Genomic DNA, 25,820 nt, shown 5'->3' with positions numbered 1-25,820 from the left:
CGCGGCTCAGCCCCGGAAGTCGCCGGGAGTGAGGGAGGTCTGGCGCTTGAAGAAGTTGCAGAAGTGGGCCACATCGGAAAAGCCCAGGCTGTCGGCAATTTCTGAGACGGTCCAGCTGGTTTGCCGGAGCAGCATCCGGGCTTCCTGCGCTACCCGGTCGCCGATGAGGGCAGAGGTGGTATGGCCGGTAGTTTCCTTCAGCACGCGGTTGAGGTGGTTGACGTGCACCGCGAGGTGGTCGGCATAGTCCTTGGGCGTGCGCAGGCGCAACTGCTGCTGGGGCGTGGCCAGGGGAAACTGCCGCTCCAGCAGCTCGGCAAACAGGGCCGCCACCCGCGCCGACGCATTGTGGCCGGGCAGCGGGGCGGGCGTGGGCTGCAGCTTTTGTCCCATATGAATCAGCTCCCAGAGGTGGGCGCGCAGCAAGTCGTACTTGTAAGTATAGCCGGAAGCAATTTCCTGGGCCATCTTCTCAAAAACGGTTTCAACAGTAGCATACTGCTCGTCCGTGAGTTCTACTACCGGGCACGCGGCGGGCTGAAAAATCGGCAGATCCTCCGCAGCTACGCTGGTCTTGGCGGGCAGCAGAAACGCCTCGGTGAAGAGGCAGAAATAGCCAGTTTGCTCCAGGGTATGGGGTACCCAGCGGTAGGGCACCCGCGAGGTGGCCACCCACAGGGCATTGTGCGCTATTTCCACCACTTTGTCGGCATACTCTACCCGGCTATGCCCCCGGATCAGGCATATTTTGTAGTACTCCTGGCGGTCAAACGTCATCGGCAGCTTGTTGGGGTAGCTGCGCATCAGGTCGGCCACCCGGAAGATGTTGAAATGACCGACTTCCCGGAGTGCGGCTGACGGCATCGTATTCGGCGCGGCATCAGCCAAGTCGGCAAACTTGGTGTAAAACGCTTCCAGGGACTTGGACTTCATAGCGGGCAGTTGTAAAAACCAAATATAACACGTTAGGCAGAAGATGCCCGGCGGGGCGCGAAATGCGCGGCATGACACCCACGCCAGTTGTACTATATACACTGGGCCCCATATTTTGCTATCTTCCTCGCATGCTACTCCACTATCTTGGTTGCTTATCGTTAGTTTTACTTGGTGCGGCACCGGTGCGGGGCCAGAAGCCAAAGTCGCACATGTCCCCTACTACTCTGACGCTCCTGCAAGGTGCCTGGGGCGAAAGTCTGGAAGAAAACGGCTTATTCCTGATTAAGAGCCGAAGAATATACTTCCTCGGACATATGCAGGAGCCGGTGCGCTACCAGCTCAAGCAGGACAGTCTACTTATCCATTTCAGTAAGCACATTATCATCCGGCAGCAGATGTTGAAGCTGGATAAGGACAGCTTGGTAGTACAGTCGGCGGCCGGTATTAGTCGGTTGCGGCACCGCTCCGAATGAGCCAGCGCCGTGCCGTCGGGACCTGATATAAGACTACTGACCACGTTTCCAGAGTATTGCCGGGCTTTTTCGCACAGAATTCAAACGCGGTGTTATGCCATCCTCACCCAACTACTACCCGCTACTGTTACTCGGCACCGTGGCGTTGCTCAGTAGCTGCCAGGGCAAGCCCGGGGCTGCTGCCGAAGCGGCGGAACGGGCAGCCGGCTTAATCCCCGACACGGTGGAGTGGGTAGGCCAGGGAAAGCAGCGCCTCCACCTGCAGGCTTTCTTTAGCGCCAAGCGCACGGCCCGGCCTACGCTGGTGGTGGTGCTGCACGGCGATGCCCCCTTTCGGCCGCCGGAACATCAGTACACATTGGCCCGGCAGCTAGCGACGGCCTACCCCAACGTAGTAGCCGTGGGTTTGCTGCGGCCGGGCTATACCGATGCCCGGGGCAAGCAGTCGGCAGGGAAGCGCGGCGAAGCCACCGGCGACAACTATACGCCCGCAGACGTAGACGCAGTGGCGGCGGCCCTGCGAGAGCTGCGGCAGCGCTATCACCCGGGCCGGGTAGTGGTAGCCGGCCATTCGGGCGGGGCCGCACTAACGGCCAACGTGCTGGCCCGTTACCCCGACCGTATCGACGCAGCGCTGTTGGCTGCCTGCCCCTGTGATGTGCCGCGCTGGCGCCAGCACATGTATCAACTCGAAGACGGCAAGGCCATCTGGCAACGCCCCGTACGCAGCCTCTCGCCCCAGGCGCTGGTTGGTACCGTCGACGTGACCGTGCCCATTACCCTGGTTGTGGGAACAGCTGACTCAGTGGCTCCGCCGCGTTTCAGCTACGTCTACTGGCAGGCGCTGCAGCAGCGCCGCAGCCCGGCCAAGCTGGTGCAGCTGCCAAAAGAGGGCCACGAAATATTCCTGTCGGAGGCGGTGCGCCGGGAAATCGGGGCGCTGGTGACGGGGCACTGAGTCACTATCCAACCCTGCCCTCACATTGTGCTTTCCGGACTGTTAGCGCGCCGCCGTCAGCAGCTGCTCGCCCTGCACCCGGATGGTGCGCAGCGTGAGGACGGGGCCGACTGGGCCGGCCTGCACCTGCATCACGTAGCGGTATTGGGTGCCGGCTGCCTTCAGCAGCAGAGCATAACGGCCGGCGGGCAAGTTGCGGAAGCTGAAGCGTTTGCCGTATGCGGGAGCCGTGTAGGATTCGTCGAACAGCATCTGGCCGCTGCTCAGGTTCAGCACCTGCACGCGGCCGGGCAGCTGAGCAACGTTGTCGATGCGCACCCGGATACTTTCGGCATCGGGACTGGTGACGGACACCGGCGAGGCTTGTTGGGCGCGGGCTGGTTGGCCGGTGCCGGCGAGGCCGAACAGCACCGCGCCCAAGGCCAGGGAGCGGGAGAAAAAAGGAGCAGCCGAAGCCAGCCGGGCAACAATAGGGTAGAGTTTCATAGCGGTAAGCAAAAAAGAGTGTGGAACAACTACGCGGCCGGACCAGGCGGCTGTGCGCTTCCGAACAGTGCCGGCCCGCCCCGGATAGTAAGTAACCAAGTGCCGTGCCACTTAACTAACCATTTCTTTTACAAATACTTACATTCAATATTCAGCGAAAACGACAATCAAATAGTGTCCGGGACCGGGCAGGGCGTCCGGTCCCGGGCAAAGCATTCGGCGGGACCAATGCCCGGCCCATTCCGGTGGCCGCAGCGGGAAGCTGGTGACCGAAGTGGGTATGCCTGATATCTTTGGCAGCGGCCAGACCACGCAGGTGGGCCGTAAGGCAACTAAACTGGCACTATTTTTCGCCTGGCCGCCCACACCCTTTTTTATCCATTGTATGAAATACACTGCTACCCTATCCCTGCTGCTAAGCTGCGCGCTGGCCTTTGCCACCGGCTGCAGCAAAGACAACGAGGAAACTGTACCCTCCACCGAAACCACCCTAACGCGCTCCATCGTGTACCACGACCAGGCCCGCCCCACCCGGCGCGATACTACTTTCCAGACTAAGGTGCTGGTGAGCGAAGCCTGGCAGTATGGACCTTATTTCGACGTGAGGGTGTACCCCCGGGCCGGTAAGGAAGGCTTGGTTTTTAACCTTGAACGGGGCTCGATGCCCGCCGCCCTGGAAGGCACTTATTCCCTCAAAACGGTGGAGAATTTTGACGCCCTGGATACGGAAGTTAGCTACTCTTTCGAAATACCGAATACGATGGGCGGTTCCAATCAATACAACAGCAACTTTCACACCGTAGCTGGCGACTTCACGATTACGAAGTTTGACACCCAACGGCTCCTGCTCGACGGCACCTACACCGTGACACTGGTTGATGTGAAGGACCCAATGGCAGTATATGGAGCCCCCAATCCCCGCCACTGCGACGTTATCATTAGGGGCCGCTTCAGCAACCTGCCGCTGCAAACCAGCAAGTAGCCGCTGCGAGTCAGCCGGCAACTGCACTACTCCTGCCGATGCCCAACCCGCCCCGACATCCGGCTCCTTCCGCCGCGCTGCTGGCTTTCTGCAACGCGGTGCCCAACGTGTTCTGGTCGGTGGCGGGCCTGCTGCCGGTCAGCATTTTCTGCTACCAGCACGTGGCGCGGCTCTGGCTGTATGGGCTGCTGGCGGCCAGTTTGCTAATGTATGCCGTGCCGGTGGCGTGGTTTCGGTACTGGCAGCTGAGCAGCGGCCCCGCGCGGTACCGGCGGCTGGGCGTGCCACTCATCAATCAGCTCACCCAGCACGGCGGCCTCATAAACCGCCTGCTGCGGCGGCGCTACCCACACTACCGTCACGTGCATAGCCGGGCATCCGTGCGGGCGTTGGTGGGCACCAGCTACCACCAGGAACGGTTTCATCTGGCGCTGCTGCTGTTCTTTGGCTTTATAAGCCTGTATGCCGCCACCCGGGGCTACACCGGCTGGGCACTGCTTATTCTGGCTACCAACGTAGGGTATAACCTGTATCCGATATGGCTGCAGCAGTATCTGCGGGTGCGGCTACACCGGCACTTGTGAGTTGGCAGCCCGTGGCAAGGAGGTTCGGTAGGCAACGCTTGGGATGAGTTTCAGCATCCCTATTGTGGCGGGCGCCAATCCGGGCCAGCTTCATACTTTCGCCGCTTCCCTACTTTAGATATTCTATGTTCCGATTTTCCGTATTAGCCCTGGCTGGTTTGGCGGGCTGCGCTACCCTGCAAGCCCCGGCTACCACCGGCACTACCAATGCCGCCGGCCGGCCCGCCGATATCTGGGTGCTGGGCTGCGACCATCTGGCCCAACTCTACAAAAGCTCGAACCCGCTGACCGACGTGCTCACGCCCCGGCGGCAGGCCGAGCTGGCCCGTCTCAACGACCAAGTGCAGCGCTTCCGGCCCGATGCCATTATGGTGGAGGAGCTGCCCGAGCGCCAGGGCCGCATCGACAGCCTCTACCAGCGCTACCGCCAGGGCCAACTGGTGCTCGACAGCCTGCCCGATGGCCGCTCGGAGGTATATCAGTTGGCATTTGTGCTGGGCAAGCGGCTGGGGCTGCCGCGCATCTACTGCGTGAATGCACCCGGCGGCACCTCCCAGAGCATTTTGCACGAGGGTACCAACATCGAGCTCTACCGGCAGGCTACCGACCAAATGCGGGCGGGCTTCAACCCGGTGACGGACAAGCTAAAGCGCGGCGAACTGACGCTGGGTGAATACGTGGGCTTCATCAACCGCCCCACTACCATCCAGACGCTGCACACGCTGGTATACCGCACGGCCGCCCGCGTTACCGACGGCACCCTGAAGCCTGACCCCATGGTAGACGCCGCTTTCATTAAGCCGCACTATGTGGGGGCCGAATTCGTATCGGTGCTTTATAACCGCGACCTGAAAATCTATTCCAACATCGTGACTACGCAGCTGGCCACGCCCAGCACCCGCATTCTCGCTATTTTCGGGGCCCGCCACGTCGGTTCGCTACAAGGCATCTTCCAGACCGATCCGGCCTTCCGGGTAGTGGAAGCGGCGGCGTATCTGAAGCAGAATTAGACGGCTGCCCGGGCGGAAGCGGCAGTAATGTACTTTCCTAAAACGACTCGTAGCACGGGTAGCGGCGCTGCCGGAAGATCTTACCGTCCTTGAACTCGAAAATGAGGCACAGCTGAGCCGCCAGCCGCTGCCCGCGCAGCAGTGGCCCTACGTCATTGATGGCCGTAGCCTGCCAGAGTCCTTCTACCAGCACCACCCCGTCGGCACAAACCTGGGTGTGGGTGACGTCGAATTGCGGGTCGCGCAGCAACTCCCGGGCGATGCGCAGGTTGTCGATAATTTCGGAAAAAGTGCGGTGCTGCAGGGTTTTATAAATCGTGTTGGGGTATTCCGTCTGCACTACCTCGGGGTGCAGCACGGCGGCGTAGGCGGCGGCATCGGTTTCGAAAGCATCGACCAGCGCGAAATAGGTGTTGATAACAGCGAGGGGCATAGGTGTGGTAGAAGAGGGATGATGCTCCCAAGATAAAGGAAGAACCTATAGCCCGGTGCCCGTTTTGACACGCTGCGCGCTGCTTTCTAAAAAAGCATTTTGACCCAACTTCATTTTCTTATATTTTGCCTGCTCATTACCGATTCTGCGCGCCGCGCATCCTCACGCTCTTACCTATCTCGCAACACTTTTCACAAACCCCATGATTTTCTCTACCCGCCCCCCCATTATCCATGAAAAAGCTCCTACTCATTTGGCTGCTACTGTCGTCCATTATTGGTTTTGCCCAAACTAAGCCCCTAACCGTTGCCCAAGATGGCAGCGGCACCTACCGCACCGTGCAGGAAGCCCTGGACGCGGTGCCGAAAAACAACCAAGTGCCCATCACAATTCTCATTAAGAAGGGCACCTATAAAGAGAAGCTGAACCTGGCCAAGAAGCAGAACTTCGTGAAGCTGCTGGGGGAAGATTTAGAGCAGACTATCCTCGTTTACGACGACTATAACGGCCGCAAAACCGAAAGCGGTGAACCATTGGGCACTTCCGAAGCGGCCAGCTTCCGGGTGTTCGGCAACAACTTTACGGCCGAAAACATTACGTTTCAGAACTCGGCGGGCCTAGCGGGCCAGGCCCCAGCCATGTGGGTATACGGCGACAAGGCCCGTTTCCTGAACTGCCGCTTCCTGGGTTTCCGCGACACGCTCTACACCTACGGCTACGGCAGCCGCCAGTTCTACAAGAACTGCTACATCGAGGGCACTACCGATTTTATCCTGGGAGCCGCCACAGCTTGGTTTGAAGACTGCACCCTGTTTTGCAAGCCCAAAGGCACCTGCATGACGGCCGCCTCCACCCCCGACAGCATTGGGTTTGGCTACGTGTTTCAGCGCTGCAAAGTAGTGGGCGACGCGCCGGAGGAATCCTATTTCCTGGGCCGCCCCTGGAAACCGGCCGCTAAAACCGTATTTCTCAACTGCGAGCTGAGCAACATCATCAAGCCCAAGGGCTGGGACCATTGGGGCAAGGAAGACAACAAGCAGGAGGCCTTCTTTGCCGAATACAAATCGAAGGGACCGGGCGCGAAGCCTAAGGCCCGCACCAGCTGGTCGCGCCAGCTTAATGCCGACCAGGCTGCATTCTACACCTACGAAACGGCCCTGCGCGGCTGGAACCCTACGGCTGAGGAAGCTACCATGCCCGCTGTAACCACCAGCCGACCTTAAGCAGTTATCGACCTAGCGCTGCGAAGTGCCTGGCTGCTGTAGTAGCCAGGCCTCGGCTTCGGCTACCCGCTCGAAAGAGCGGTAAAGAAGCGGCAAGCCCTGAATGTTGGTCGTGATGTAAGCCGTGGCCAAGCGCACCATCACGTCGGGCGAAACCACAACGGCCCCGTACCGGTAACCGCCCTTCAGCACGGCCCGCGGCAGCCATTGCTGGGCCACCCACTGCTGCTCATCCCGCGAAAAAGGCGGCATCCCGACCTGGTTGATCAGAATCCGGCTCCAGCCGTGGCGCTGCAGGGCAGCCAGCATATGGGTAAACAGGGCGCGGGTATCTTGCGGCTGCCGGGGCTGGGTGCTCCAATGGGCCCGCAAAAAGCCCGCCGGGTCTTCCAGCAGCCTACCAGCCGCGTTTTCAAAGTACAAGGTAACGGCAAGCTCAGAGTTCATATCTCAAAGGCAGCAATAACGACAGGCAACCACCTTCTCTTGCCAAACCGGCGGCGCTGGCAGATGTTCGTTGGGCAAAGCTACCAACTACGAGCAGGCACAAGTAGCTTGAAGACAAGGCTGGGCCGCCAGGCTATATTTGCTACTCTTCCCGCTCGAAAGCCGTATAGCCTGCCTATGATTCCGCTTATCACCTACACGCCTCGCCTCACGCTTATTGCCGCCAGCCGGGCCCTGCTTACGGCCGAGCTGCACAAACCCCATTACTTCCCCATCCTGCTCGGGGCTGCCATGCCCGCCGACTGGCCGCCCGGCGAGTACGACTTGGCGGCCATGCGCTACTTCCTGGAGCAGCTCACGGCCGGGGGCCGCACGGCGGCGGGCTGGTACGGCTGGTATGCTCTACTAAAAGCTACCGACACCACCCCAACCACGCTGGTGGGTGCGGGCGGCTTTCTGGGCCCGCCTAACGCGGCCGGCCAGGCCGAAATCGGCTACTCCATTGCCGCCGACTGGCGCGGGCAGGGCCTGGGCACCGAGCTGGTGGCGGGCCTGCTGCACCAGGCGGCCCAAACTGGCATGGTTCAGCAGCTGGCCGCCCACACCCAGCCCGATAATCTGCCTTCGCAGCAGGTATTGGTGCACAATGGGTTTGAGCCGGCCGGCTTAGCGGCCGATGGCCTCCTGCGCTTCGAGCGGGCCGTGGTGCCCGCCGTGCCCACCGATGCCGAGGGCCGCCCGCTATGGTAAGGCGCACTTCAACTGATTATTGGCGGCAAATGTGGTTATTCACTTCGCAACCCGACCGGCGCCGGGCCGAAAAAACCAGTCATTATTTGTCCGATGCTTTCCATCCAGCTTACCCCTTTCCCGGTACTACAAACGGAACGACTCACGCTCCGGCCCCTTACCACCGACGATGCCCCAACCATCCGGTTTTTCCGCTCCGATGATGCCTTTCTGCGCTACATTCACCGGGAGAAAGAGCCCACCCTTGAGCAGGCTCACCGCCACTTGGCCCTACTGGAACAGCTGCTGGTCAACAATGAGGGCATCATGTGGGGCCTGAGCCCCAAAACCGACCAGGCGCTGCTGGGCACCATCTGCCTGTGGAACCTGCAGCCGGCCGCCCACCGGGCCGAAGTAGGCTATGGCCTGCATCCGCAGTATGAAAAGCAGGGCCTGATGGCTGAAGCCCTGGCCGCCGTGGTGCGCTATAGCTTCGAGCAGCTGCGCCTGCACAGCCTGGAGGCCCACGTAGACCCGGAAAATATTGCATCCATCCGGCTGCTGGAAAAGCAGGGCTTCGTGCGGGAAGGCTACTTTCGGGAGAGCTCCTATTTTCAGGGCCAGTTTCTGGATACGGCGGTGTACACCCTGCTGACCAAGGAACGGTAGCAGCGGAACCGCCGGGGCTCCGGGTGGGTTATTGCTGGCCATCCAGCGTCTCTAAGGGCGTGGGGGCTTCCACGTTGGGCATTTTTGGGAAAGCCAGAAAGTGCGTCACGCGTGGGCCAGCGGGGCCGGTGTGAAACTGCCGCACCTGCGCTTCTACAGCCTGGTCTTCGCGGGTGAAGCGGTGGTGCTGCCGCTGATGCTCGCCCCAAGTGGCTACATAGAAAAACTCGGTAATCCGGCTGGGGTTGGCCACATCCGTGTATACACCCGCCCGCAACGAACCGTCGCGCAGGCGCAGACGCGTGAGGCGGGCAGCGGCCTGCCGGAAAGCTTGCAGGTCGGCGGCGGCTACTTCATATTCTATCATCACTACCACCGGACCGTCGTCGGGGTCGATGGGGCCGCCTTGCACGGTGGGGTCGGGCCAGTGCTCGGCCGGGCTCAGGTCGAGGCCTTCGCCCGAGCGCATCGGAAACGGAATAGCCAGCAACATACTCAGCAGCATCCAGCCCGCCGTGGCCAGCAGGGCTACTTCCAGGCTGGTATGGTCGGCTAGCTCGCCCCACACGATGCTGCCCAGCGAAAGGCCGGCCTGAAACACTAGCATATACATACTAACCACCCGGGCCTGCACCCACTTGGGCACGTGCAGCTGCACGGTGGTGCTGAAGCTGGTCATTACCATCAGCCAGGCAATACCCGACACGAACATAACCGGATACAGCCAGTACACCACCGTTACCAGACCCAAGCACAGGTTGGTGCCCACAAAAACCAGCGTCCCGAGCAGTACCCGCTGGTTGAAGTTTAGGAGGTGGCCAGCGCGGCCCATGAGCAGCGCCCCCGTAACGGCCCCGGCCCCCAGCCACGAAAGCAGCACCCCGTAGGTACCCGAGCTCAGCCCCAGCTTACGCGCCACCACCACCGAGAGCAGCCCCCACATGGCGCTGGCACCGAAGGCAAAGGCAAACGTGCGAAACAACACCGCGTAAATGGCCGGCGAATACTGTACGTACCGCAGGCCAGCCCGCAGCGCGCCCGTAAAGTTCTCGGCCGGGCCGCTGGCGGTTTCCTCGCTGCGCCGCCAGGAGTATACCACCACAAAGGTGCCCAGAAAGGACAGACCGTTCAGCACGAACACCCAGCCCGGCGAGTAATAGGCAATGATAACGCCGCCCACGGCCGGCCCGACGGCTCGGGCGATGTTGTTGCTTACTCCGTTCAGGGTAATGGCAAAGGGCAGAATCGGCCGGGGCACGAGCTCCGTCGTCACGGTTTGCCACACCGGGGCATTAATAGCGCCCCCAATGCCCAGCAGAAAGGTAAACGCCAGCACGCCCAAGGCTGAAATCTGGTCCATGAGCGTGAGTGTGCCCAGCAGAAAAGCCACCACGGCCATAAAGCCTTGGGTAAAGAGCAGCAGGCGGCGCCGGTCAATAAGGTCGGCCATGGCCCCGGCGGGCATACTCAGCAGAAAGGCCGGCAGGCTGGTGGCCGTCTGCATCAGGGCTACCACCAGAGCCGAGGTCGTCAGCATTGTGACCAGCCACACGCCGGCCACGTTCTGCATCCAGGTACCGATGTTCGACACGACGGAAGCCAGCCAGATGGCCCGAAACAGGGAATACGTAAACGGCGTCCAGAGCGTGCCTGCGGTGGTCGGCGGGGCGGTAGCAGCAGAAGTGCTCATAAGGCGTAAGTAGCAAGAGGTATCAATAGGTAAACAGCGCAACCCGGCAAAAATCTTGGTACTGCATTAGGGTCGTCCGAGCAGGGCTGGTCAGTTCATAGCAAATGGTCCGCTGGTGAGGCTGGCTAGAAACAAGTCAGCCGCATCTTCCCGGCGGGAAAATGCGGCTGCGAGGAAGGCGAAGCGTTGCCTGGGCCTTGGTTAGTTGCGCGTTGGCGGATCTACCGTGATGACGCCTTTGCGCGGGGCAGGTTTTGCCTGCAGCTTACGTTTGGCATTGCGGCGGGCTTTCCAGCGCTTAAAGAAGCCGGGTTTCCGGTGCTTTTTGCGGCCTTTGTAGCGTTTGTAGTTGGGCCGGGGAATAGGCCGGGCTTCTACGGAGGCTTCGGTGGTAGCTGCGCTGATAATAGGCTCAGCCACGGCCGAGGCGGGCTCCAGCAAAATCAGAAATGCCAGGAGCAGAACGAGCAGTTGTTTGTACATAGCGAAGAAGTGAAAGTGATGGTAACGCTTCGCACAAACAACCTGAACTACGGCTACAGCCCGTTCATATACCTTGTTGAGCGAATTCCTCCACCTCCCCTAGCCAATACTATACCAGTATGGAAATGGTGTTTTTATCAAACGAGGAAAAGTTCAACCAGGATTCAATCGATTGAAAGAATTTTCACTTCTCCGGCTAGCACCGGCCCGCACCAGCCCGCTAAAAGGGGTCAAAACAATTATAGGTGCGCTGCTGAATTATTTTATTATCCTTCAACTCAAACACCATACAAAATTGCGCCGCCAGCTGCTGCCCGCGTACCAATGGTCCAATGTCATGGGTTAAGGTAGCGTGCCAGTGTGCTTCCACCACAATGGTACCATCGGGGCAGCTATGCGCCCGGTGCATCTCGAAATGAGGGTTTACCAGCAACTCCCGGCCCGCCCGGATGTTGTCCAGAATTTCCATGAATGAGCGGCGCTGAACGGTCCTGTTCAGCAAATTCGGGTATTCAATCTGCTCCACATCCTGGTGCAACACCTGCGCATACGCCTCAGCCCCCGTCTCCAACGATTCGCTCAGACTCAGAAATGTGGTAATAATTTGTAGCTGCTCGGACATAGGAGTGTGGAAAACGGAGAGAGTGGAGTCCCAAGATAGAACAAGCGCGGGGTTCTGCCGCTACTTACTGCGCCCGACCTATTTCTTGGTGTCGCGCTACTGTTGAGCTTTCGTATTTCCGGCCGCCAGCTACTTCTTTGGCAGTCAGCAAGTCGCATCAGGGCTTGGCAAACCGACGGTTTCGGCGCAGTGTCATATTGTTCTCAACAATTCCGCGCTGGTGGAAAACGCCAAAGCGCCGGAACACTTTTCCGAAACTTGTTGCAGCCCACAGACCGCAGCAGATTTCGAAAAAGTATTCCGGCGCTTTACCCCAGACGAAGTGGAAGTGTACGGGCCAAGCCAAACTTCCGCTTCGGACCAGCCTACTTGTTACGGGTAGGCTTCTCGACCTTAATGGTGGGAGTTACCTTGTGCAGTTTGCGCTTGCGCATAGCTTTGCGGCGCAGCTTCCAGCGGCGGAACACCCCCAGCTTTTTGGCTTTGTGCCGGCTATTGCCCCGGTACACCTTGTAGTTCGGCCGCGGCGCGCCGGCGGCAGCATCGTTTACTTCCGTCGTAGCGGCGAAAGTGTCAGCGGAAGTAGCCTGCGCGGCCTGCGGATCAAGCAGGGTCATGAAGGCACAGAGAAGAATGAGTACGATTTTGTACATAGCAAAGATTAAAATGTTGAAGGTTTTATTCGGCCATCCCAATACATTGCCTAAGTCCTACAAATAAGACCGTTGACACCACTAAATTAAGACTATAATTCCAAAATGTCCTAATTCAACTTAACAAATATTTAGATTCAAAGTTAAACACAAATTGTTCTTTTCGGAGTATACAAACGACTAAAAATTTACCCTTGTGCCGCCTGTTTTGTATGTTCCGACATGGATTTGCTTACTTACGCCTTGCTCTGCTCCTACGCTGTCCACCACAGCCACTGACAGCCGCTCTGCCATCAGCAGATGCCGGCAGGGAATGGTAATGCCCGAGCAGAAATGGATTCGAGGTGGCACTATGCACCGTGCAGGATAGCCAGGGCATCCACTATCGTGAAGCTATTGGCGTCGAAGGTTACGAACTTACCGTTGCCGATACCGCGCAATCCGTCGATGGGTAAATGACCGAAGCAATTGAGCTTTTTCCTTGCGGTTCCACCAGAAGAAGCTGGTATTGTCTTCGTAAGAGCCATGAAAAATAACATCCCCACGCATTGTTGTCAGCGCGTGGCTGCCGCGAAAGTCCGCCGGGGTCGGCTGCTGCGCTATGCGGTAATCGGTAAGGCGCAGTTCCAGCAGCGGAAAATTGGTGTAGGTGTAGGCGAGGATACGGTCTTTGCCCAGCGTACACAGGGCATAGCAGTCCATAATAGAGGCGGCTCCGCTGGAGTTGATGCCGAAAAGCTGCTGTCCGGCCAAGTTGAACACGGCAATTCCGTCGTTGCTGGGTTTACTGCTGCCCAAGCCTTGGTCGAAATAGGAAATAACAATCTGCCCAGCCTGCACCAGCACCTCCGCAACATAGCTGCCCGCATCAAACGTCAGGAGTTGGCGGCCGGTAGTGTCGAAAATATACCCGTTGTTTCCGGCTCCCTGCCGATCTTCCACCACCAGAAACCGATTCGCATCGATTTCCCGAATAAATGCTCCCCGAAACTCCTGATGCAGCGGTATCTACCCGGCATTGGTCCACACCTCCCGGTTACTCAACAGGGCAATGAAGTTGCCGTACTCGTCCGCATCAAGGTCGAGAATCCGGTGCTTGCCGCAGTCAAGAGGATAAACAGTCGTTGAAGCCAAGCGCCAGGAGCCAGGAATAGTGAGAGGAACAGATTGCCAGCTTACCCCAGCAGTTCCTCAATATCCTCCTTGGTCAGACTCTTAATGATGGCCTCGTCGGTGGTTATCAGGTCGGTTACCAGCTGGATTTTCTTATTCTGCAAAGCCAGGATCTTCTCCTCTACCGTGTTCTTGCTGATGAACTTATAGGTGAATACCGTGCGCTGCTGGCCGATGCGGTGGGCCCGGTCGATGGCCTGGGCTTCCACGGCGGGGTTCCACCACGGGTCCAGAATAAACACGTAGTCGGCCGCGGTGAGGTTGAGGCCTACGCCGCCGGCTTTCAGCGAAATGAGAAACACGCGCAGCTCTTCAGTTTCCTGGAAGCGGATAACTTCCTTGTGCCGGTCCCGGGTGTTGCCGTCGAGGTAGGCGTATTCCACCTGTTTCTCATCAAGCGAGGCCCGCACGATGTCCAGGTGCTTCACGAATTGGCTAAACACCAACACCTTGTGCCCTTCCGACACCACGCTACGAATCATGCGGATAACCTCGCGCAGCTTGCCCGACTCATGCTCGTAGTCCTCGTGGGCCATGCGCGGGTGGTTGGCAATCTGACGCAGCTTGGTGAGGCCCTGCAGCAACATAAACTGCGTGCCGGCCGTGCCATGCTCCTCAATGTTCTTGAGGATCTTATTGCGGTAGTAGCTCTTGGTTTCCTCGTAGCACTGGGCCTGCTCTTCGGTCATGGAGCAGTAGCTCAGGTGCTCAATCTTGGCCGGTAGCTCTTTGGCTACCTGGGCTTTATGTCGGCGCAGAATAAAGGGCTTGATCAGGGCGTGCAGCTTGCGGGTGCGCACCTCGTCTTTGCCTTTCTCGATAGGCTTTAGGAATTCCTTGCGGAAAAACGTCTGGGTGCCCAGCAAGCCGGGGTTGATAAACGACATCTGCGACCAAAGGTCCATCGTGCTGTTTTCTACCGGCGTGCCGGTCAGAATGAGGCGGTGGCGTGAGCGGAGCCCCCGCACGGCTTGGGAAGTCGTGGAGCTGGGGTTCTTAATAGCCTGCGACTCATCCAGAATCACGTAGTCGAAGCCGTAGGAGCGCAACAGCTCCGCATCGAGGCGCACAATACCGTAGCTGGTCAGTACCACGTCGTAGTCGGCAAACTGAGCCACGTTTTTGTCGCGGTAAGTGCCGGTGTATGTTAGAATGCGCAGGCCGGGCGTAAACTTGGTAGCCTCACTCAGCCAGTTGTACACCAGCGAAGTAGGCATTACCAAGAGCGAAGCTGCACCCATTGATTCGCCGCTTTCCTTGCGCTGCAGTAGCAATGCCAGCGTCTGCACCGTCTTGCCTAAGCCCATATCGTCGGCCAAGCAGCCGCCGAAGTGGTAGTCCTTCACGAAGTGCAGCCAGTTGTAACCCGCTTTCTGGTAGGGCCGCAGCTCGCCTTTGAAGCCGGCCGGCATAGGTTGGTCTTCCACGGCCTCGAAGCCGCGCAGCCGCTCCAGCTTGCGCGACATAGTCACGGTAGCCAGGTTGCCGTTCTGCAGGTCCGATACCAGGGCCAGGTGGTGCTTGCGTAGCGTGAGCGTGTGGTGGTGTTCCTCGGAGAAGGCAAACAGCTCCAGATACTGCGTAAACCACTCTTCCGGGATAATGGCAATTTGGCCGTTGGGCAGCCGGAACTCGTGCCGCCGACCCAGAATGTAGGGCCGCAGCTTGATGAACGGAATTTCGAACTCCCCGAAGCTGACCGTGCCGTGCACGTCAAACCAGTCGTTGCCTTCCGTAATACCCACCTGCACCGTAACGGCCCCGATGAAGTAGTCTTTGCTTGAAGAAGTACCCTGCTGCACCGTAAAGCCCATGCGGGCCAACTCTTCGGCGTGGCTGTGCAGCCAGCGGAAGGCGGTGGCTTTTTCCAGCACGGCGCGGCCGTTGCGCACTTCCAGGGCCCGGTCGGCTAGCTCCCGGATAATTTCCTGCTCCCGGTCGAGGTTACGGATCAGGCGGTGGAAAATGTAGGAATCTTCGTTCTTTTCCAGCTTTACGCATACCCGCTTGTCGTAGCTATTGTGCACGGTATGGTCGCCGTAGCGGAACGAGAGGTCGAAATGAATGTGCTCCGACGGCGCATTTAGTACCGCCACGCCCGATTCGCTGCTGCCGTTGCGGCGCATAGCGGTGGGCCGGCCCCGCTCCTCTTCCGTCACGACTACCGCGCCGGGCACATCCGAAAACGTAAGCTGGGGTCGGGCTACGTAGCGTTCCGAGCGAATATCGAAGCCGCGGGCGTGCACGTCAAACGACTCGACCAACGGGGCCACGAAGCGCTGAAAGTAGCTGTCTTCGACCTGCCGGGGAATCACAATAAACTTCTTGTTCAGAAAGGGCTGCAGCTTTTTGCCGTCTACGTCGTTGCGGAAATTGTAGAGCACGTCGTTGAGCAGCATCCAGGCCGGCTGAAAGCAAACCATAACAGCGCTCTTGAACTGGAAGTCGAGCTTCTGGCCCTGGTACTGAATGGTAGGAAAGTAATGGGTGCTGTCTTCGTTGCGGCGAAAGTGAAACAGCACCGACGCAGGCTCCGGGGCCACCCCCATTTCGCGCCAGGTGGGCTCCCCGTCCTTGCCCATAATAAATACCTGCTTGCCCTGCAGCCGCTCCAGAATCTGGCCCATGCGGTCCTGCACGTAGCGGCAGATACCGTCCTGCAGGGCTTTGTCGCCCTTTTCGGGGTCGTATATCTTGAAGAAGAAGTCGGCAGGGGTGGTTTTCTTCGCCCAGAACTCTTTTATAACTACGTCCTGCTGAATCTGGTCGGTAAGGGCAATCAGCTCAAAGTCAATTTCGTCCAAGCCATCGGCAAACTCCGGCGCGTTTTTGGCTGACACCGTTTGGTGCTGCAGCGTGAGCTGGCCACGAGCGTTGCGCTGAACCACGTATGATTCAAATAGATAGCCTAGATACTCGTGTTCAAGTAACGAATAGACAATCTGAAAAGGCTGTGAAGTTGAAACCTTCATAGTCGGACGAAAGGCCTGAATAAGGCATTGAAATTAAGGACAATTACTAAATACCAGTGACTTTCGAGAAAAGTAAAATTAATTATTGAAATAGTGAAAATCATAAGACATATGTATATAAATACCCAGCCCAACAGGGCTTACGAGTATATGAACTACTATCTCGACCCTGAAAGGGTTACAAGTTATCCCGCAAAGCGAGGCGCGAAGCATTCAGCGCGGGCCGAATGGAGACGGTAATCGTGATAACGATAATAGCAATGCCGGTTAGGACAATATCCGATAACTGCATTTTAACCGGATAGGAGTCGACAACGCTGGTGGCCATACCCATTGAGACGATGTGGAACGTTTGCTGCAGCCAGCAGATTGTGACGCCAATAACGAGGCCCGTAATAGCGCCTACCTGGGCCACAATGGCACCTTCGAGCAGGAAAATATTGCGCACCATACGGCTCGTAGCGCCCATAGCCATCAGAATTGCAACATCCTTCTTTTTGTCCAGCACAAGCATGGAGAGGGAAAAGAAAATGTTGAGCGAGGCAATCAGCAGGATGAAAGCGAAGGTGATGAAGACGAACATCTTCTCAACCTTAATAGCCTTGAGCAAGCTCACGTGCTGCTCGTCGGAGTTATAGATGTGAAAGCCCGGGCCCAGCACGCGCTGCAGGGCTACTTTCACGTCGTCGATGCTGTGGGTGTCGCCTACTTTCACTTCTAGGGCCGTGCGGCGGTTGCCGTAGTTGAGCAGCTTCTGGGCAAAGTCGATGGGCACGAAGATGTAGCTGTCGTCGATGTGCTGCTCGATTAGAAAGACGCCGCCGGCAATGATGGTTTCCTGACTAAAAGCCGTTTCCGGGTTCATCGACAGCGTTTTCTTGCCGGTATTGCGCGGGTAGAGCAGGTGCAGGGGCGCAAAGCGGTTGTCGAGGGCAATGCTGAGCTCGTGCTGCACGCCGGCCCCGAGCAGGGCGTAGTTTTCGCCGGCGCGCACCAGGCGATGGTCGCCTTCCACGATGGCCGAGTCGATGTCGCTCTGGGCAAAGTAGTTTTCGCTCACACCCTTCATTTTCACCACCATCTGCCGGTCGTGGTACTGGAGCAGGGCATTGTCCTCGATAACCTCAGTAAGCAAGCCTACACCTACCGTGGCCCTGATGCGGCGCATCAGGGCCTCATCGACTGCAAAGGACTTGCCTTTTACGGCCGTAATGAGCAGATCGGGGTCGGACTTACCGTAGAGCGTACGCACCAGATCCTCCAGCCCGTTGAATACCGACAGTACGATAATCAGCGCCATGGTGCCCACGGCCACCCCCACCATCGAAATGTTGGAGATAATGCTGATGATGTTCCGCTTATTCTTGGACGAGAAATAGCGCCGGGCGATGAGCAGAGAAACGTTCATGCAGGGCGCTTTTTAGGGTTGGGGATGGAGTGAGGGCGGTAGCACGAAGCACTTGTACGAAAGAAGCCGCAGAAAGCCGCCTTTGTACTTCTTCGAGCTGCGAAGCAGCAGGCAAGATAGCGCGGCCAAAGCAAATCAGCTCAACATTGGCCGGCTTACTTCCGGCAGCCAGGGCGTTATTTCCAGGCTTTCACAATCAGGCCAGTTCCCGAGTCGTGGCTGGAAGTAGAGTCAATCCAGTTCAGGAGCAGGCAAAACGGAAAGGTGATGAGGTAGTAGAAGGGCAGCAGCAGGAAAAACCACTTCGACATACCCAGCATCAGAATGGGGTATTTCATGCTGAGCCGCCACGACACTTGGCCTGGCTCGCCGTAGCTGTAGCGGGCCTCGATCCGCTCGAAACCAGCGGTACGCAGCTTCTGCTGAATCTCGTGGATGTTGTAGCCGTCGCGCACGTGTTCCTCAATAAAGCTCGTTTCGCCGTCGGCGTGTACATCGGAGCCGCCCTGGTCAGAAGGAGTAGAAATGAGCAGCATACCGCCGTCCTTGAGAGAGGCGTGGATGTTGCGGAACACTTCCACATCTTCCAGAATGTGCTCCATTACGTCTACCGACAAGGCCAGGTCGAACGAGTTGGGCTCCTGGTAGAGCACCAGGTCCTGGACGGCAAACTGCACGTTGGTGCGCCCAATCTGGCGGAAGAACTGGTTGGAATCGGCAATCTGCTCGTCTTTCACATCCACGGCCAGGATGCTCCACTTCTTGCTCAGGCCCGACAGCCAGTAGGTGTACTGCCCATAGCCCGAGCCGGCGTCTAGAATGGTCAGGTTTTCGCCTTGCCGGCCGGCGGCCCACTTGCGCAACTCGCGGTGTACGTGCCAGGTACGGAGCAGCAGCAAATCGAGCAGCACATAAAACAGGCGGCGCAGCCACGGGGTACGGTTGAAAACCTGGCCCAGAGACTTTTTAATCGGGTCGTAGTACAAGAGGTGAAATAGTGAAATGGTGAGAGAGTGAAATTGTGAAGTGGTGAAGCGGTGAGTAGTTCAATCCGCGCATCTGGTCTGGCGCCAGCCGAACATCAAACTCACTATTTCACCATTTCACTATCTCACTTATTCGTCTTCGTCGGCGAACAGCTTGGGCCGGGCGGCGGGGCCTTTATCCTCGGTTTTGGGGTCGTTGGCGTCCTCGGGCGTAGTAGCTGGAATATCCAGGGTGCCCAGCACGGCATCCATGTGGGCGGCGTAGGCGGCGCTGTCGTCGAGGAAAAAGACCAACTCGGGAATGATGCGCACCTGTTTGCGGATGCGCTTGGCCAAAGCCTGGCGGATAATTTTGCTGTTGTCGCGCACTTGCTCCAGCATAGTGCTGCCATTGCTGGCCAGCAAGCTGCTCAGGTAGATGCGGGCCACACCCAGGTCGGGCGAGATGCGCACCGTGCTGATACCCGGCGGCAAGCCCGGAAACAGATGCGGCAAGTCGCGTTGAAAGACGGCGGCCAGATCCTGCTGCAGGAGGCTGGCAAACTTTTGCTGACGTTTACTTTCCATAAGAATCAGCAAAGATAGGAAGTTAGGGGCTTGGGTACTCAGGAAGTTAACCGTCCGCCAAGTTGGCCGCGGAAGCTAGCCGGTTTTCGGGCCGCAAACCGGGCCAATACTACCGACCAGCCACTGGAGCCGCCGAAAGCCGAGAACAGGCGGCGCGGCTTGCCCGGCGGCGCGTTACCTTTGCCGGTACTCTTCTTTCGCTGCGCACGAAACCCCGACCGTTTACTTTGCTTCGCTTCTTTAAAAGTCCGCTCCCTACCCGTCTCGTGGCCTTGCTGGTGCTGGTACTGGCCCTGCGGCTGCCGCTGCTCTGGTTGGGTTTGCCGCTCACGGCCGCCGAGCTACGGGCGCTGCTCATTGGCGAAAGGCTGCACGAAGGTGCCCTGCTCTACCGCGACGTGTACGACAGCACCGCTCCACTGGCAGCCCTGCTGTTTGGGGCCCTCGATACGGCGCTGGGCCGGCCGCTATGGCTTTACCGGATTCTGGCCCTGGTGCTGCTGCTCTTCCAGGCGCTGCGCCTAAACCTGGTACTGAACCGCGCCGACGTGCACCCCGACCGAGGCTTTGTGGCGGCCCTCACCTACCTGCTGCTGGCCAGCCTTACCACCGACCTCGACACTTTGTCGCCGCTGCTGCTGGGGCACACCTTTATCATTATTGCCCTGAGTGCCCTGCTGCCCACCTCGCGGGAAGGCTACGACAACCGCCGCCTGTTTCGGGCCGGGTTTCTGATTGGGGTGGCCGCGCTGTGCTACCTGCCGCTGGCGCTGTTTCTGCTGGTGGGCTTGTTTGCCGTTATCATCTTCGCGGCCAACTCGTTCCGGAGCTTTCTGCTGCTGGTGTGCGGGTTTCTGTTCCCCTACGCGGCGGCCGGCACGTTCTTTCTCTACACCGAGTCGCTGCCCAACTTTGCCCAGTTTCACCTCAAGCCCGTATTAACTGGCCTGGTAGCCGGCACCGACGGCCTGCCGCTGTTTGTGCAGCTGCGCCTGCTCATTCTGCCGGCCATCGTGCTGGCGCTGGCGCTGTTTCGAACCTTTACCACGTCGCTGGGGCTGGTATTTCAGGTGAAGTTTCAGCAGCTGATGTTGGTGTGGCTGCTGGTGGCCGTGGCCATGGTGGCGGCGGGCCGGGGTATGGCGCCCGGCACGCTGGTGCTGGTGCTGCCGCCCATCACCTATTTCTGCCTGTATCTGTGGCAGAAAGCATCCCGGAACTGGGTGCCGGAAATGCTGCTGCTGCTCATTATCGGGGCGGTGATAGTCACGCGCTACCGCACCACGCTGGGGCTGGCAACCGTCATTCAGATTCCGGATGAGCGCAACTACGCCGTGCAGCCCAACCCCACCTACGCCTCGCTGCAGGGCCACCGCCTGCTGGTGCTGGGCCCCGACCGGCGCTCCTACGTGCAAAACCGACTGGCCACGCCCTACCTCGACTGGCGCCTGGCCCAGGTCGACTTCGGCCACCTGAACGAGTACAGCGCCGTATTTCGCCTCGCCCACAATTTCGCCGTGCTGCCCCCCGAGTATATCATCGACGAGGCCGGTCTGCTGCCCGAGCTGCAGTACAAAGTACCCGCCGTATTCAGCCGGTACGAGCTAACCAGGATTCCGAAAGTGTATCAGCGGAAATAAGCACAATGTGCTCAGGTGCTAATGTGGTTGAATGTGCTAAACTCGTGTCATTGCGAGGAGCGAAGCCATGCGTCCGCTGAAATGTGCCGAGCTTCCTCCACTGAAAAGCCCTTTCTCGTTACTAACGGGAAAGGGCTTTCTGGTAAAAGGTCAGGTCGTACTGCGCAAAGGACGGATGGCTTCGTCGTGCCTCCTCGCAATGACAAGTACGCAGAACGACAACTCACTATTTCACCGCTCAGCAGTCAATCTTGCTGACGCGGGTTTGGTGCCGGCCACCTTCAAAGCCAGTGTTCAGGAACTTGCTGACGATGTCGCGGGCGGCTTCTTCGGTTACGAAACGCTCCGGCACGCAGATAATGTTGGCGTTGTTGTGCTGCCGGGCCAACTCGGCCAGCTCGGGGGCCCAGGCAATAGCCGCCCGGATGCCCTGGTGCTTGTTGGCCGTGATGCACACCCCGTTAGCCGAGCCGCATACCAGGATTCCCCGCTCAAACTCGCCGGCCGTAATGGCATTGGCCAGCGGATGTACGAAGTCGGGATAATCCACGGAATCAGCGGAGTAGGTCCCGAAGTCTTTCACCTCGTAGCCGTTGTCGCGTAGCCAGTGAGCCAGCATTTCCTTGTAAGCAAAGCCGGCGTGGTCGGAACCGATGGCGAGTTTATTTTCCAATGCGTTTCAAATGTGGAAATGTGGGAAATGTGTTTTGAATGGGGAGAATGGGGAAATGCGGTTGAATGTGGATACAGACCAAAGAAGGGCTAAAATTCATTTTCCACATTCAATCACATTTCTCACATCCACACCACATTAACTGACTCCGTTATTGTCGGCGAGTTGGGCGTTCAGGGCGGCGGTGCGGTTGCGGGCTACCACGCGGGCAATGTTGATGCTCAGCTCGTAGAGAATCAGGATGGGGATGGTAACGATGATCTGGGCCGAAATATCGGGGGGCGTGATGACGGCGGCAATGATGAGGATGACCACAATGGCGTGCTTGCGGTACAGGCGCATGATTTCGGGCGTAATCAGGCCGGCTTTGGCCAGGAAAAACACTATCATGGGCAGCTCGAAGACGAAGGCCGTGGAAATAGACATCGTGGTGAGCGTGCTCAGGTAGCTCTGCATGTCAATCTGGTTTTCGATGGTCGGGTCGACGGTGTACGAAGCCAGGAAGTTGATGCTCAGCGGAGCGGCAATGTAGTAGCCGAACATGAGACCCAGGGCAAACAGCACCGACACGAAAAAAACCGCGCCCTGGGAGTTTTTCTGCTCGTGCGGGTAGAGGCCGGGCTTGATGAAGCGCCAGATTTCCCAGAACGTATAGGGAAAAGCCAGCACGATGCCCACCATAAACGAGGTGCTGATGTGCATCGTGAGCTGCCCGCTCATCTCCCGGTTCTGGATGATGAAACCGACTTTGTCCATGCACAGGTCCGGGGTACCAATCCAGTTGCCAAACTTGCAGAACATGCGGTAGGTCCAGAAGTCGGCGCGCGAAGGGCCCAGCAGCAGGTCGTGAAAGAGGAATTCTTTGTTGAAAAACGCTATGGTAGCAAAAGCGACTATCGAGATGGCCGAGCGGATGATATGCCACCGCAAGGCCTCCAGATGGTCGATGAAGGACATTTCATGTACTTCGCCCAGATTGGGTTGGTCAGTATTCAAAGGAAGAGGTGAAATAGTGAGCTGTGAGATAGTGAAATAGTGAGTTGACGTTCGAATCAAGCAACTCTGGCGGAAGACAAACGAAAAATCCGGTCAACAGGATGCTGGCCGACTGGTTTGCATCATACAACTCACCATTTCACTATCTCACCATTTCACTTTTAAGCAAAAAGCGGGTACTGCTGCATCCATTCGTTGATCTGGCTGCGCACCTTCAGCAGGTGGGCCTCGTCGGAGTGGTGCATTAGCACGTCGTCGATGAAGTCCACGATGCGGGCCATGTCGGCTTCCTTCAGGCCCCGGGTCGTCACGGCAGCCGAGCCGATGCGCATGCCCGACGTGACGAAGGGCGACTTATCGTCGAAGGGCACCATGTTCTTGTTGATGGTGATGTCGGCCTTGATGAGCGTGTTTTCGGCTAGCTTGCCGGTCAGCCCCTTGCTGCGCAGATCGATGAGCATCAGGTGGTTGTCGGTGCCGCCCGAAATAATCTGGTAGCCCCGGTCCACGAAGCCCTTGGCCAGCGCCTGGGCATTGCGAATCACCTGGTGAGTGTAGTCGGTATAAGCGTCGCTCAGGCACTCGCCGAAGGCCACGGCTTTAGCCCCGATAACGTGCTCCAGTGGGCCACCCTGGGTGCCGGGAAATACGCCCGAGTCGAGCAGGGCCGACATCATCCGGATTTCGCCTTTCGGGGTTTTCAGGCCGAAGGGATTTTCGAAGTCCTTGCCCAGCATGATGAGGCCGCCGCGGGGGCCACGCAGGGTTTTGTGGGTAGTGGTGGTTACAATGTGGCAGTGCTCAAACGGATTGTTGAGCAAACCCTTGACAATGAGGCCGGAAGGATGGGAAATATCGGCCAGCAGCAGGGCGCCTACCTCATCGGCGGCTTCGCGCAGGGCTTTGTAGTCCCAGTCGCGGGAGTAGGCCGAGGCTCCGCAGATGATGAGCTTGGGCTGTTCGCGCCGGGCGGTTTCCTTTACTTTCTGCCAGTCGATGAGGCCAGTTTCGGGCTCCACACCATAAAAGCTGGGCTTGTAGAGCTTGCCCGAAAAGTTGACGGGCGAGCCGTGCGTCAGGTGGCCGCCGTGGCTCAAATCGAAGCCCAGAATTTTGTCGCCGGGGTTCAGAATGGCCAGCATAACGGCCGCGTTGGCCTGGGCGCCGGAGTGGGGCTGCACGTTCACCCACTCCACGCCAAACAATTCCTTGGCTCGGTCGATGGCCAGCTGCTCAATCTGGTCCACGATTTCGCAGCCGCCGTAGTAGCGCTTGCCGGGCAGGCCCTCAGCGTACTTGTTGGTCAGGATGGAGCCCTGCGCCCGCATCACCTGCTCCGAAACGTAGTTTTCGGAGGCAATCAGTTCAATACCGTGGGTCTGACGTTCCTTTTCCTGGCGGATGAGGTCGAACAGGACCGTGTCCTGGGCAATGGGGGCGGTGCGAGTTTCCATAGGTTCAAAGGTACGGGTGAATCGATTATGAGGGAACAAGGGGTGGCAACAATCGGCGCGGCGGCGTAGAAAGCCCGCCGCCGGTGCGAACTTACGAGTGCGCGCCGGGAAAAGCCGCCTTTGCCTTTTGCGGCCCGGTGGCACATATTCTCCCCAGTTAGTTGTTACTTGAAGCATGAACCAGCCCCTGGCCGAAGCCCTGACCCATCTGCGGATGGGCAACCAGTCGTTCCTGATAACCTTTTATGAGGAGCAGCGGGACCATTTTGCCCGCTGGGCCCGCCGCCAGCACCAGTTGGAGCCGGCCGCCGCCCACGATTTGCTGCGGGCCGTGCTGGTTGATTTCTACGACCAGGTAGCCGATGGCCGCGTCACGAAGCTGCCGCCCGACTTGCGCAACTACCTCTACGGCATGGCCCAGGAGCAGATTCAGGCCCAGAAAACCACCGCCGAGCTGCCCAAAGTGGAGGCCAGCCGCCGCCAGCAGCTGTTGCGCGTGTTCAGCCAGCTCGGCACCGACTCCCAGCAGGTGCTGATGTACTTCTACTTCCGGGGCTACAATTTTGAGAAAGTAGCTGGCAAAATGGGCTTTGCCAATGCCACGGTAGCCAAGCTGCAAAAAACCAATAGCCTGCGCAAGCTCATTGAACTGCGGGCCCGGGCCCTGGGTGAAGCCGCCGATTCGGCCGTGGCCGGCTGATTCTGCGTAGCTTAGTGCCGGCACGGCTGTGCCCCTTTCTTTTTTCCTCGTTGTTGCCGCCCTTACTTGCATGATGTCGCCCGCTGAGCTACGCCCGTTTCTGGATGAGCTGGAACGCTTTGCCGATGGGCAAATGACGACCATCGAGCAGGATGCCTTCGAGGAGCGGATGCTGCGCGAGCCTGCCCTGCGCGAAGCCTACGAACAATACGAGCAACTCACGGCCGACCTGCGCTGGGTGGCCGGCCACGAAACCCTGCGCCACCGCCTGCTGGCCCTCGACCGGCGCCTCGACCAGCGCCAGACGGCCCTGGTGCGCATTAAGCGGCGGCAGCGCCGGGCCCAGACGCGCTGGGGCACCATTTTCGCCGTGGTAGTAGCGGCTCTGCTGGGGCTCTGGTTTTTGCTGCGCCCCGCCGGCCGGCCCTCCGCCGACTCCTGGGCTAACTACTACGTAGCCGACCCCGGCCTACCCCAGTCGGCTACGCTGGATGAGCACCGCCCGCTGCTGGCCGAAGCCATGGAGCAGTACCGTGAAGGCCACTACCCCGCCGCGCTACACGCCCTGCGCCGGGTGCCCACCGACAACCTCGGCCCCGACACGCTTCTTTACTACAACGGCATTTTCCTGCTGAGCCAGGGCGACGGCCGGGCCGCCCGCCCCTACCTGCGCCGCGTGATTCAGCAGCCGGGCTCGGCATTGTCGCGCAAGGCGCGCTACCACCTGGCCGTAGCTCACTGGGCTGCCCGGCAGTGGCCCGAGGCCCGCGCTGCCTTCCGTGAAGTAGCCACCGACTCGCTGAACCCCTACCGCCAGGCCGCCCAAAAAGTACTGAAAGCCGAAGTGCTGCGGGGCGAAGAGTAAACTCAACC

At 58.7% G+C, this 25,820-nt stretch carries 28 protein-coding genes; 11 read left to right on the top strand and 17 right to left on the bottom strand.

Going from position 1 to position 25,820, the window contains the following annotated elements; all coding sequences use genetic code 11:
- Positions 1-6 precede the first annotated feature (6 nt).
- Positions 7-933: a helix-turn-helix transcriptional regulator gene (locus LGH74_RS00635; RefSeq protein ID WP_226170378.1), complete on the bottom strand. Its 927-nt coding sequence runs from the start codon at positions 931-933 to the stop codon at positions 7-9.
- A 212-nt stretch (positions 934-1,145) separates the two neighbouring features.
- On the opposite strand from LGH74_RS00635, the gene LGH74_RS00630 reads away from it, so the two are divergent.
- On the top strand, positions 1,146-1,409 hold the full coding sequence (locus LGH74_RS00630) for a hypothetical protein (protein WP_226170376.1): 264 nt from the start codon (positions 1,146-1,148) through the stop codon (positions 1,407-1,409).
- A gap of 94 nt (positions 1,410-1,503) precedes the next feature.
- Entirely contained in the window at positions 1,504-2,367 is an 864-nt protein-coding gene (locus LGH74_RS00625) for an alpha/beta hydrolase family protein (RefSeq protein WP_226170374.1), read from the top strand.
- A 42-nt stretch (positions 2,368-2,409) separates the two neighbouring features.
- On the opposite strand, the gene LGH74_RS00620 is transcribed toward LGH74_RS00625, so the two are convergent.
- The gene (locus LGH74_RS00620; protein ID WP_226170372.1) at positions 2,410-2,853 is read right to left on the bottom strand and encodes a hypothetical protein; all 444 of its coding nucleotides are present in this window, start codon (positions 2,851-2,853) and stop codon (positions 2,410-2,412) included.
- A gap of 385 nt (positions 2,854-3,238) precedes the next feature.
- Here LGH74_RS00620 and LGH74_RS00615 point away from each other — a divergent pair, with 385 nt between their 5' ends.
- From LGH74_RS00615 to LGH74_RS00605, 3 genes are all read left to right on the top strand, one after another.
- Entirely contained in the window at positions 3,239-3,835 is a 597-nt protein-coding gene (locus LGH74_RS00615; protein WP_226170369.1) for a hypothetical protein, read from the top strand.
- A 38-nt stretch (positions 3,836-3,873) separates the two neighbouring features.
- The gene (locus tag LGH74_RS00610; RefSeq protein WP_226170366.1) at positions 3,874-4,419 is read left to right on the top strand and encodes a glycosyl-4,4'-diaponeurosporenoate acyltransferase CrtO family protein; all 546 of its coding nucleotides are present in this window, start codon (positions 3,874-3,876) and stop codon (positions 4,417-4,419) included.
- 125 nt (positions 4,420-4,544) lie between these two features.
- The gene (locus LGH74_RS00605; protein WP_226170363.1) at positions 4,545-5,429 is read left to right on the top strand and encodes a DUF5694 domain-containing protein; all 885 of its coding nucleotides are present in this window, start codon (positions 4,545-4,547) and stop codon (positions 5,427-5,429) included.
- Between the two features lie 37 nt (positions 5,430-5,466).
- Here the strand turns inward: LGH74_RS00605 and LGH74_RS00600 are convergent, their stop codons facing one another.
- On the bottom strand, positions 5,467-5,862 hold the full coding sequence (locus LGH74_RS00600; protein WP_226170361.1) for a nuclear transport factor 2 family protein: 396 nt from the start codon (positions 5,860-5,862) through the stop codon (positions 5,467-5,469).
- A gap of 233 nt (positions 5,863-6,095) precedes the next feature.
- Here LGH74_RS00600 and LGH74_RS00595 point away from each other — a divergent pair, with 233 nt between their 5' ends.
- On the top strand, positions 6,096-7,085 hold the full coding sequence (locus tag LGH74_RS00595; RefSeq protein WP_226170359.1) for a pectinesterase family protein: 990 nt from the start codon (positions 6,096-6,098) through the stop codon (positions 7,083-7,085).
- A 12-nt stretch (positions 7,086-7,097) separates the two neighbouring features.
- Here LGH74_RS00595 and LGH74_RS00590 read toward each other — a convergent pair whose 3' ends face one another.
- Complete coding sequence (locus LGH74_RS00590) at positions 7,098-7,532, bottom strand: hypothetical protein (protein WP_226170357.1); 435 nt, start codon at positions 7,530-7,532, stop codon at positions 7,098-7,100.
- A gap of 177 nt (positions 7,533-7,709) precedes the next feature.
- On the opposite strand from LGH74_RS00590, the gene LGH74_RS00585 reads away from it, so the two are divergent.
- Positions 7,710-8,282 (top strand): GNAT family N-acetyltransferase, encoded by a 573-nt coding sequence (locus LGH74_RS00585; protein ID WP_226170355.1) that lies wholly within the window; start codon positions 7,710-7,712, stop codon positions 8,280-8,282.
- Positions 8,283-8,375: 93 nt separating this feature from the next.
- On the top strand, positions 8,376-8,930 hold the full coding sequence (locus LGH74_RS00580) for a GNAT family N-acetyltransferase (protein ID WP_226170353.1): 555 nt from the start codon (positions 8,376-8,378) through the stop codon (positions 8,928-8,930).
- 28 nt (positions 8,931-8,958) lie between these two features.
- Here the strand turns inward: LGH74_RS00580 and LGH74_RS00575 are convergent, their stop codons facing one another.
- The 10 genes from LGH74_RS00575 to LGH74_RS00535 form a co-directional block, all read right to left on the bottom strand.
- Positions 8,959-10,620: an MFS transporter gene (locus LGH74_RS00575; RefSeq protein WP_226170352.1), complete on the bottom strand. Its 1,662-nt coding sequence runs from the start codon at positions 10,618-10,620 to the stop codon at positions 8,959-8,961.
- Between the two features lie 201 nt (positions 10,621-10,821).
- Entirely contained in the window at positions 10,822-11,103 is a 282-nt protein-coding gene (locus LGH74_RS00570; RefSeq protein WP_226170349.1) for a hypothetical protein, read from the bottom strand.
- A 220-nt stretch (positions 11,104-11,323) separates the two neighbouring features.
- Entirely contained in the window at positions 11,324-11,725 is a 402-nt protein-coding gene (locus tag LGH74_RS00565) for a nuclear transport factor 2 family protein (protein ID WP_226170346.1), read from the bottom strand.
- Between the two features lie 365 nt (positions 11,726-12,090).
- Positions 12,091-12,378 (bottom strand): hypothetical protein, encoded by a 288-nt coding sequence (locus LGH74_RS00560; RefSeq protein ID WP_226170343.1) that lies wholly within the window; start codon positions 12,376-12,378, stop codon positions 12,091-12,093.
- 417 nt (positions 12,379-12,795) lie between these two features.
- Entirely contained in the window at positions 12,796-13,320 is a 525-nt protein-coding gene (locus LGH74_RS00555; protein WP_226170340.1) for a hypothetical protein, read from the bottom strand.
- Positions 13,321-13,386: 66 nt separating this feature from the next.
- Entirely contained in the window at positions 13,387-13,512 is a 126-nt protein-coding gene (locus tag LGH74_RS24780; protein ID WP_262904519.1) for a hypothetical protein, read from the bottom strand.
- A gap of 41 nt (positions 13,513-13,553) precedes the next feature.
- The gene (locus LGH74_RS00550; protein WP_226170338.1) at positions 13,554-16,523 is read right to left on the bottom strand and encodes a DEAD/DEAH box helicase; all 2,970 of its coding nucleotides are present in this window, start codon (positions 16,521-16,523) and stop codon (positions 13,554-13,556) included.
- A 178-nt stretch (positions 16,524-16,701) separates the two neighbouring features.
- The gene (locus tag LGH74_RS00545; RefSeq protein ID WP_226170336.1) at positions 16,702-17,931 is read right to left on the bottom strand and encodes an ABC transporter permease; all 1,230 of its coding nucleotides are present in this window, start codon (positions 17,929-17,931) and stop codon (positions 16,702-16,704) included.
- Between the two features lie 176 nt (positions 17,932-18,107).
- Positions 18,108-18,917 (bottom strand): class I SAM-dependent methyltransferase, encoded by an 810-nt coding sequence (locus tag LGH74_RS00540; RefSeq protein ID WP_226170334.1) that lies wholly within the window; start codon positions 18,915-18,917, stop codon positions 18,108-18,110.
- A 129-nt stretch (positions 18,918-19,046) separates the two neighbouring features.
- Positions 19,047-19,484: a ribosome-binding factor A gene (locus LGH74_RS00535; protein WP_226170332.1), complete on the bottom strand. Its 438-nt coding sequence runs from the start codon at positions 19,482-19,484 to the stop codon at positions 19,047-19,049.
- Positions 19,485-19,711: 227 nt separating this feature from the next.
- Here LGH74_RS00535 and LGH74_RS00530 point away from each other — a divergent pair, with 227 nt between their 5' ends.
- Positions 19,712-21,124, top strand: a complete 1,413-nt coding sequence (locus LGH74_RS00530; RefSeq protein WP_226170330.1) for a hypothetical protein — start codon at positions 19,712-19,714, stop codon at positions 21,122-21,124.
- 238 nt (positions 21,125-21,362) lie between these two features.
- Here LGH74_RS00530 and rpiB read toward each other — a convergent pair whose 3' ends face one another.
- From rpiB to glyA, 3 genes are all read right to left on the bottom strand, one after another.
- Entirely contained in the window at positions 21,363-21,797 is a 435-nt protein-coding gene (gene rpiB / locus LGH74_RS00525; RefSeq protein WP_226170328.1) for a ribose 5-phosphate isomerase B, read from the bottom strand.
- A 138-nt stretch (positions 21,798-21,935) separates the two neighbouring features.
- On the bottom strand, positions 21,936-22,793 hold the full coding sequence (gene tatC, locus LGH74_RS00520) for a twin-arginine translocase subunit TatC (RefSeq protein WP_226170325.1): 858 nt from the start codon (positions 22,791-22,793) through the stop codon (positions 21,936-21,938).
- Between the two features lie 161 nt (positions 22,794-22,954).
- A complete protein-coding gene (glyA, locus tag LGH74_RS00515; protein ID WP_226170322.1) occupies positions 22,955-24,247 on the bottom strand; it encodes a serine hydroxymethyltransferase in 1,293 nt (430 codons plus the stop codon).
- Between the two features lie 175 nt (positions 24,248-24,422).
- Here glyA and LGH74_RS00510 point away from each other — a divergent pair, with 175 nt between their 5' ends.
- Positions 24,423-24,947, top strand: coding sequence for a hypothetical protein (locus LGH74_RS00510; protein WP_226170319.1), 525 nt, complete (start codon positions 24,423-24,425; stop codon positions 24,945-24,947).
- A gap of 70 nt (positions 24,948-25,017) precedes the next feature.
- Positions 25,018-25,812 (top strand): tetratricopeptide repeat protein, encoded by a 795-nt coding sequence (locus LGH74_RS00505; RefSeq protein WP_226170317.1) that lies wholly within the window; start codon positions 25,018-25,020, stop codon positions 25,810-25,812.
- The last annotated feature ends 8 nt before the right edge of the window (positions 25,813-25,820 follow it).

It is taken from the genome of Hymenobacter lucidus, assembly GCF_020447265.1.
Taxonomy (GTDB): Bacteria; Bacteroidota; Bacteroidia; order Cytophagales; family Hymenobacteraceae; genus Hymenobacter; species Hymenobacter lucidus.
This window is presented reverse-complemented; position numbering and strand designations above follow the sequence as displayed.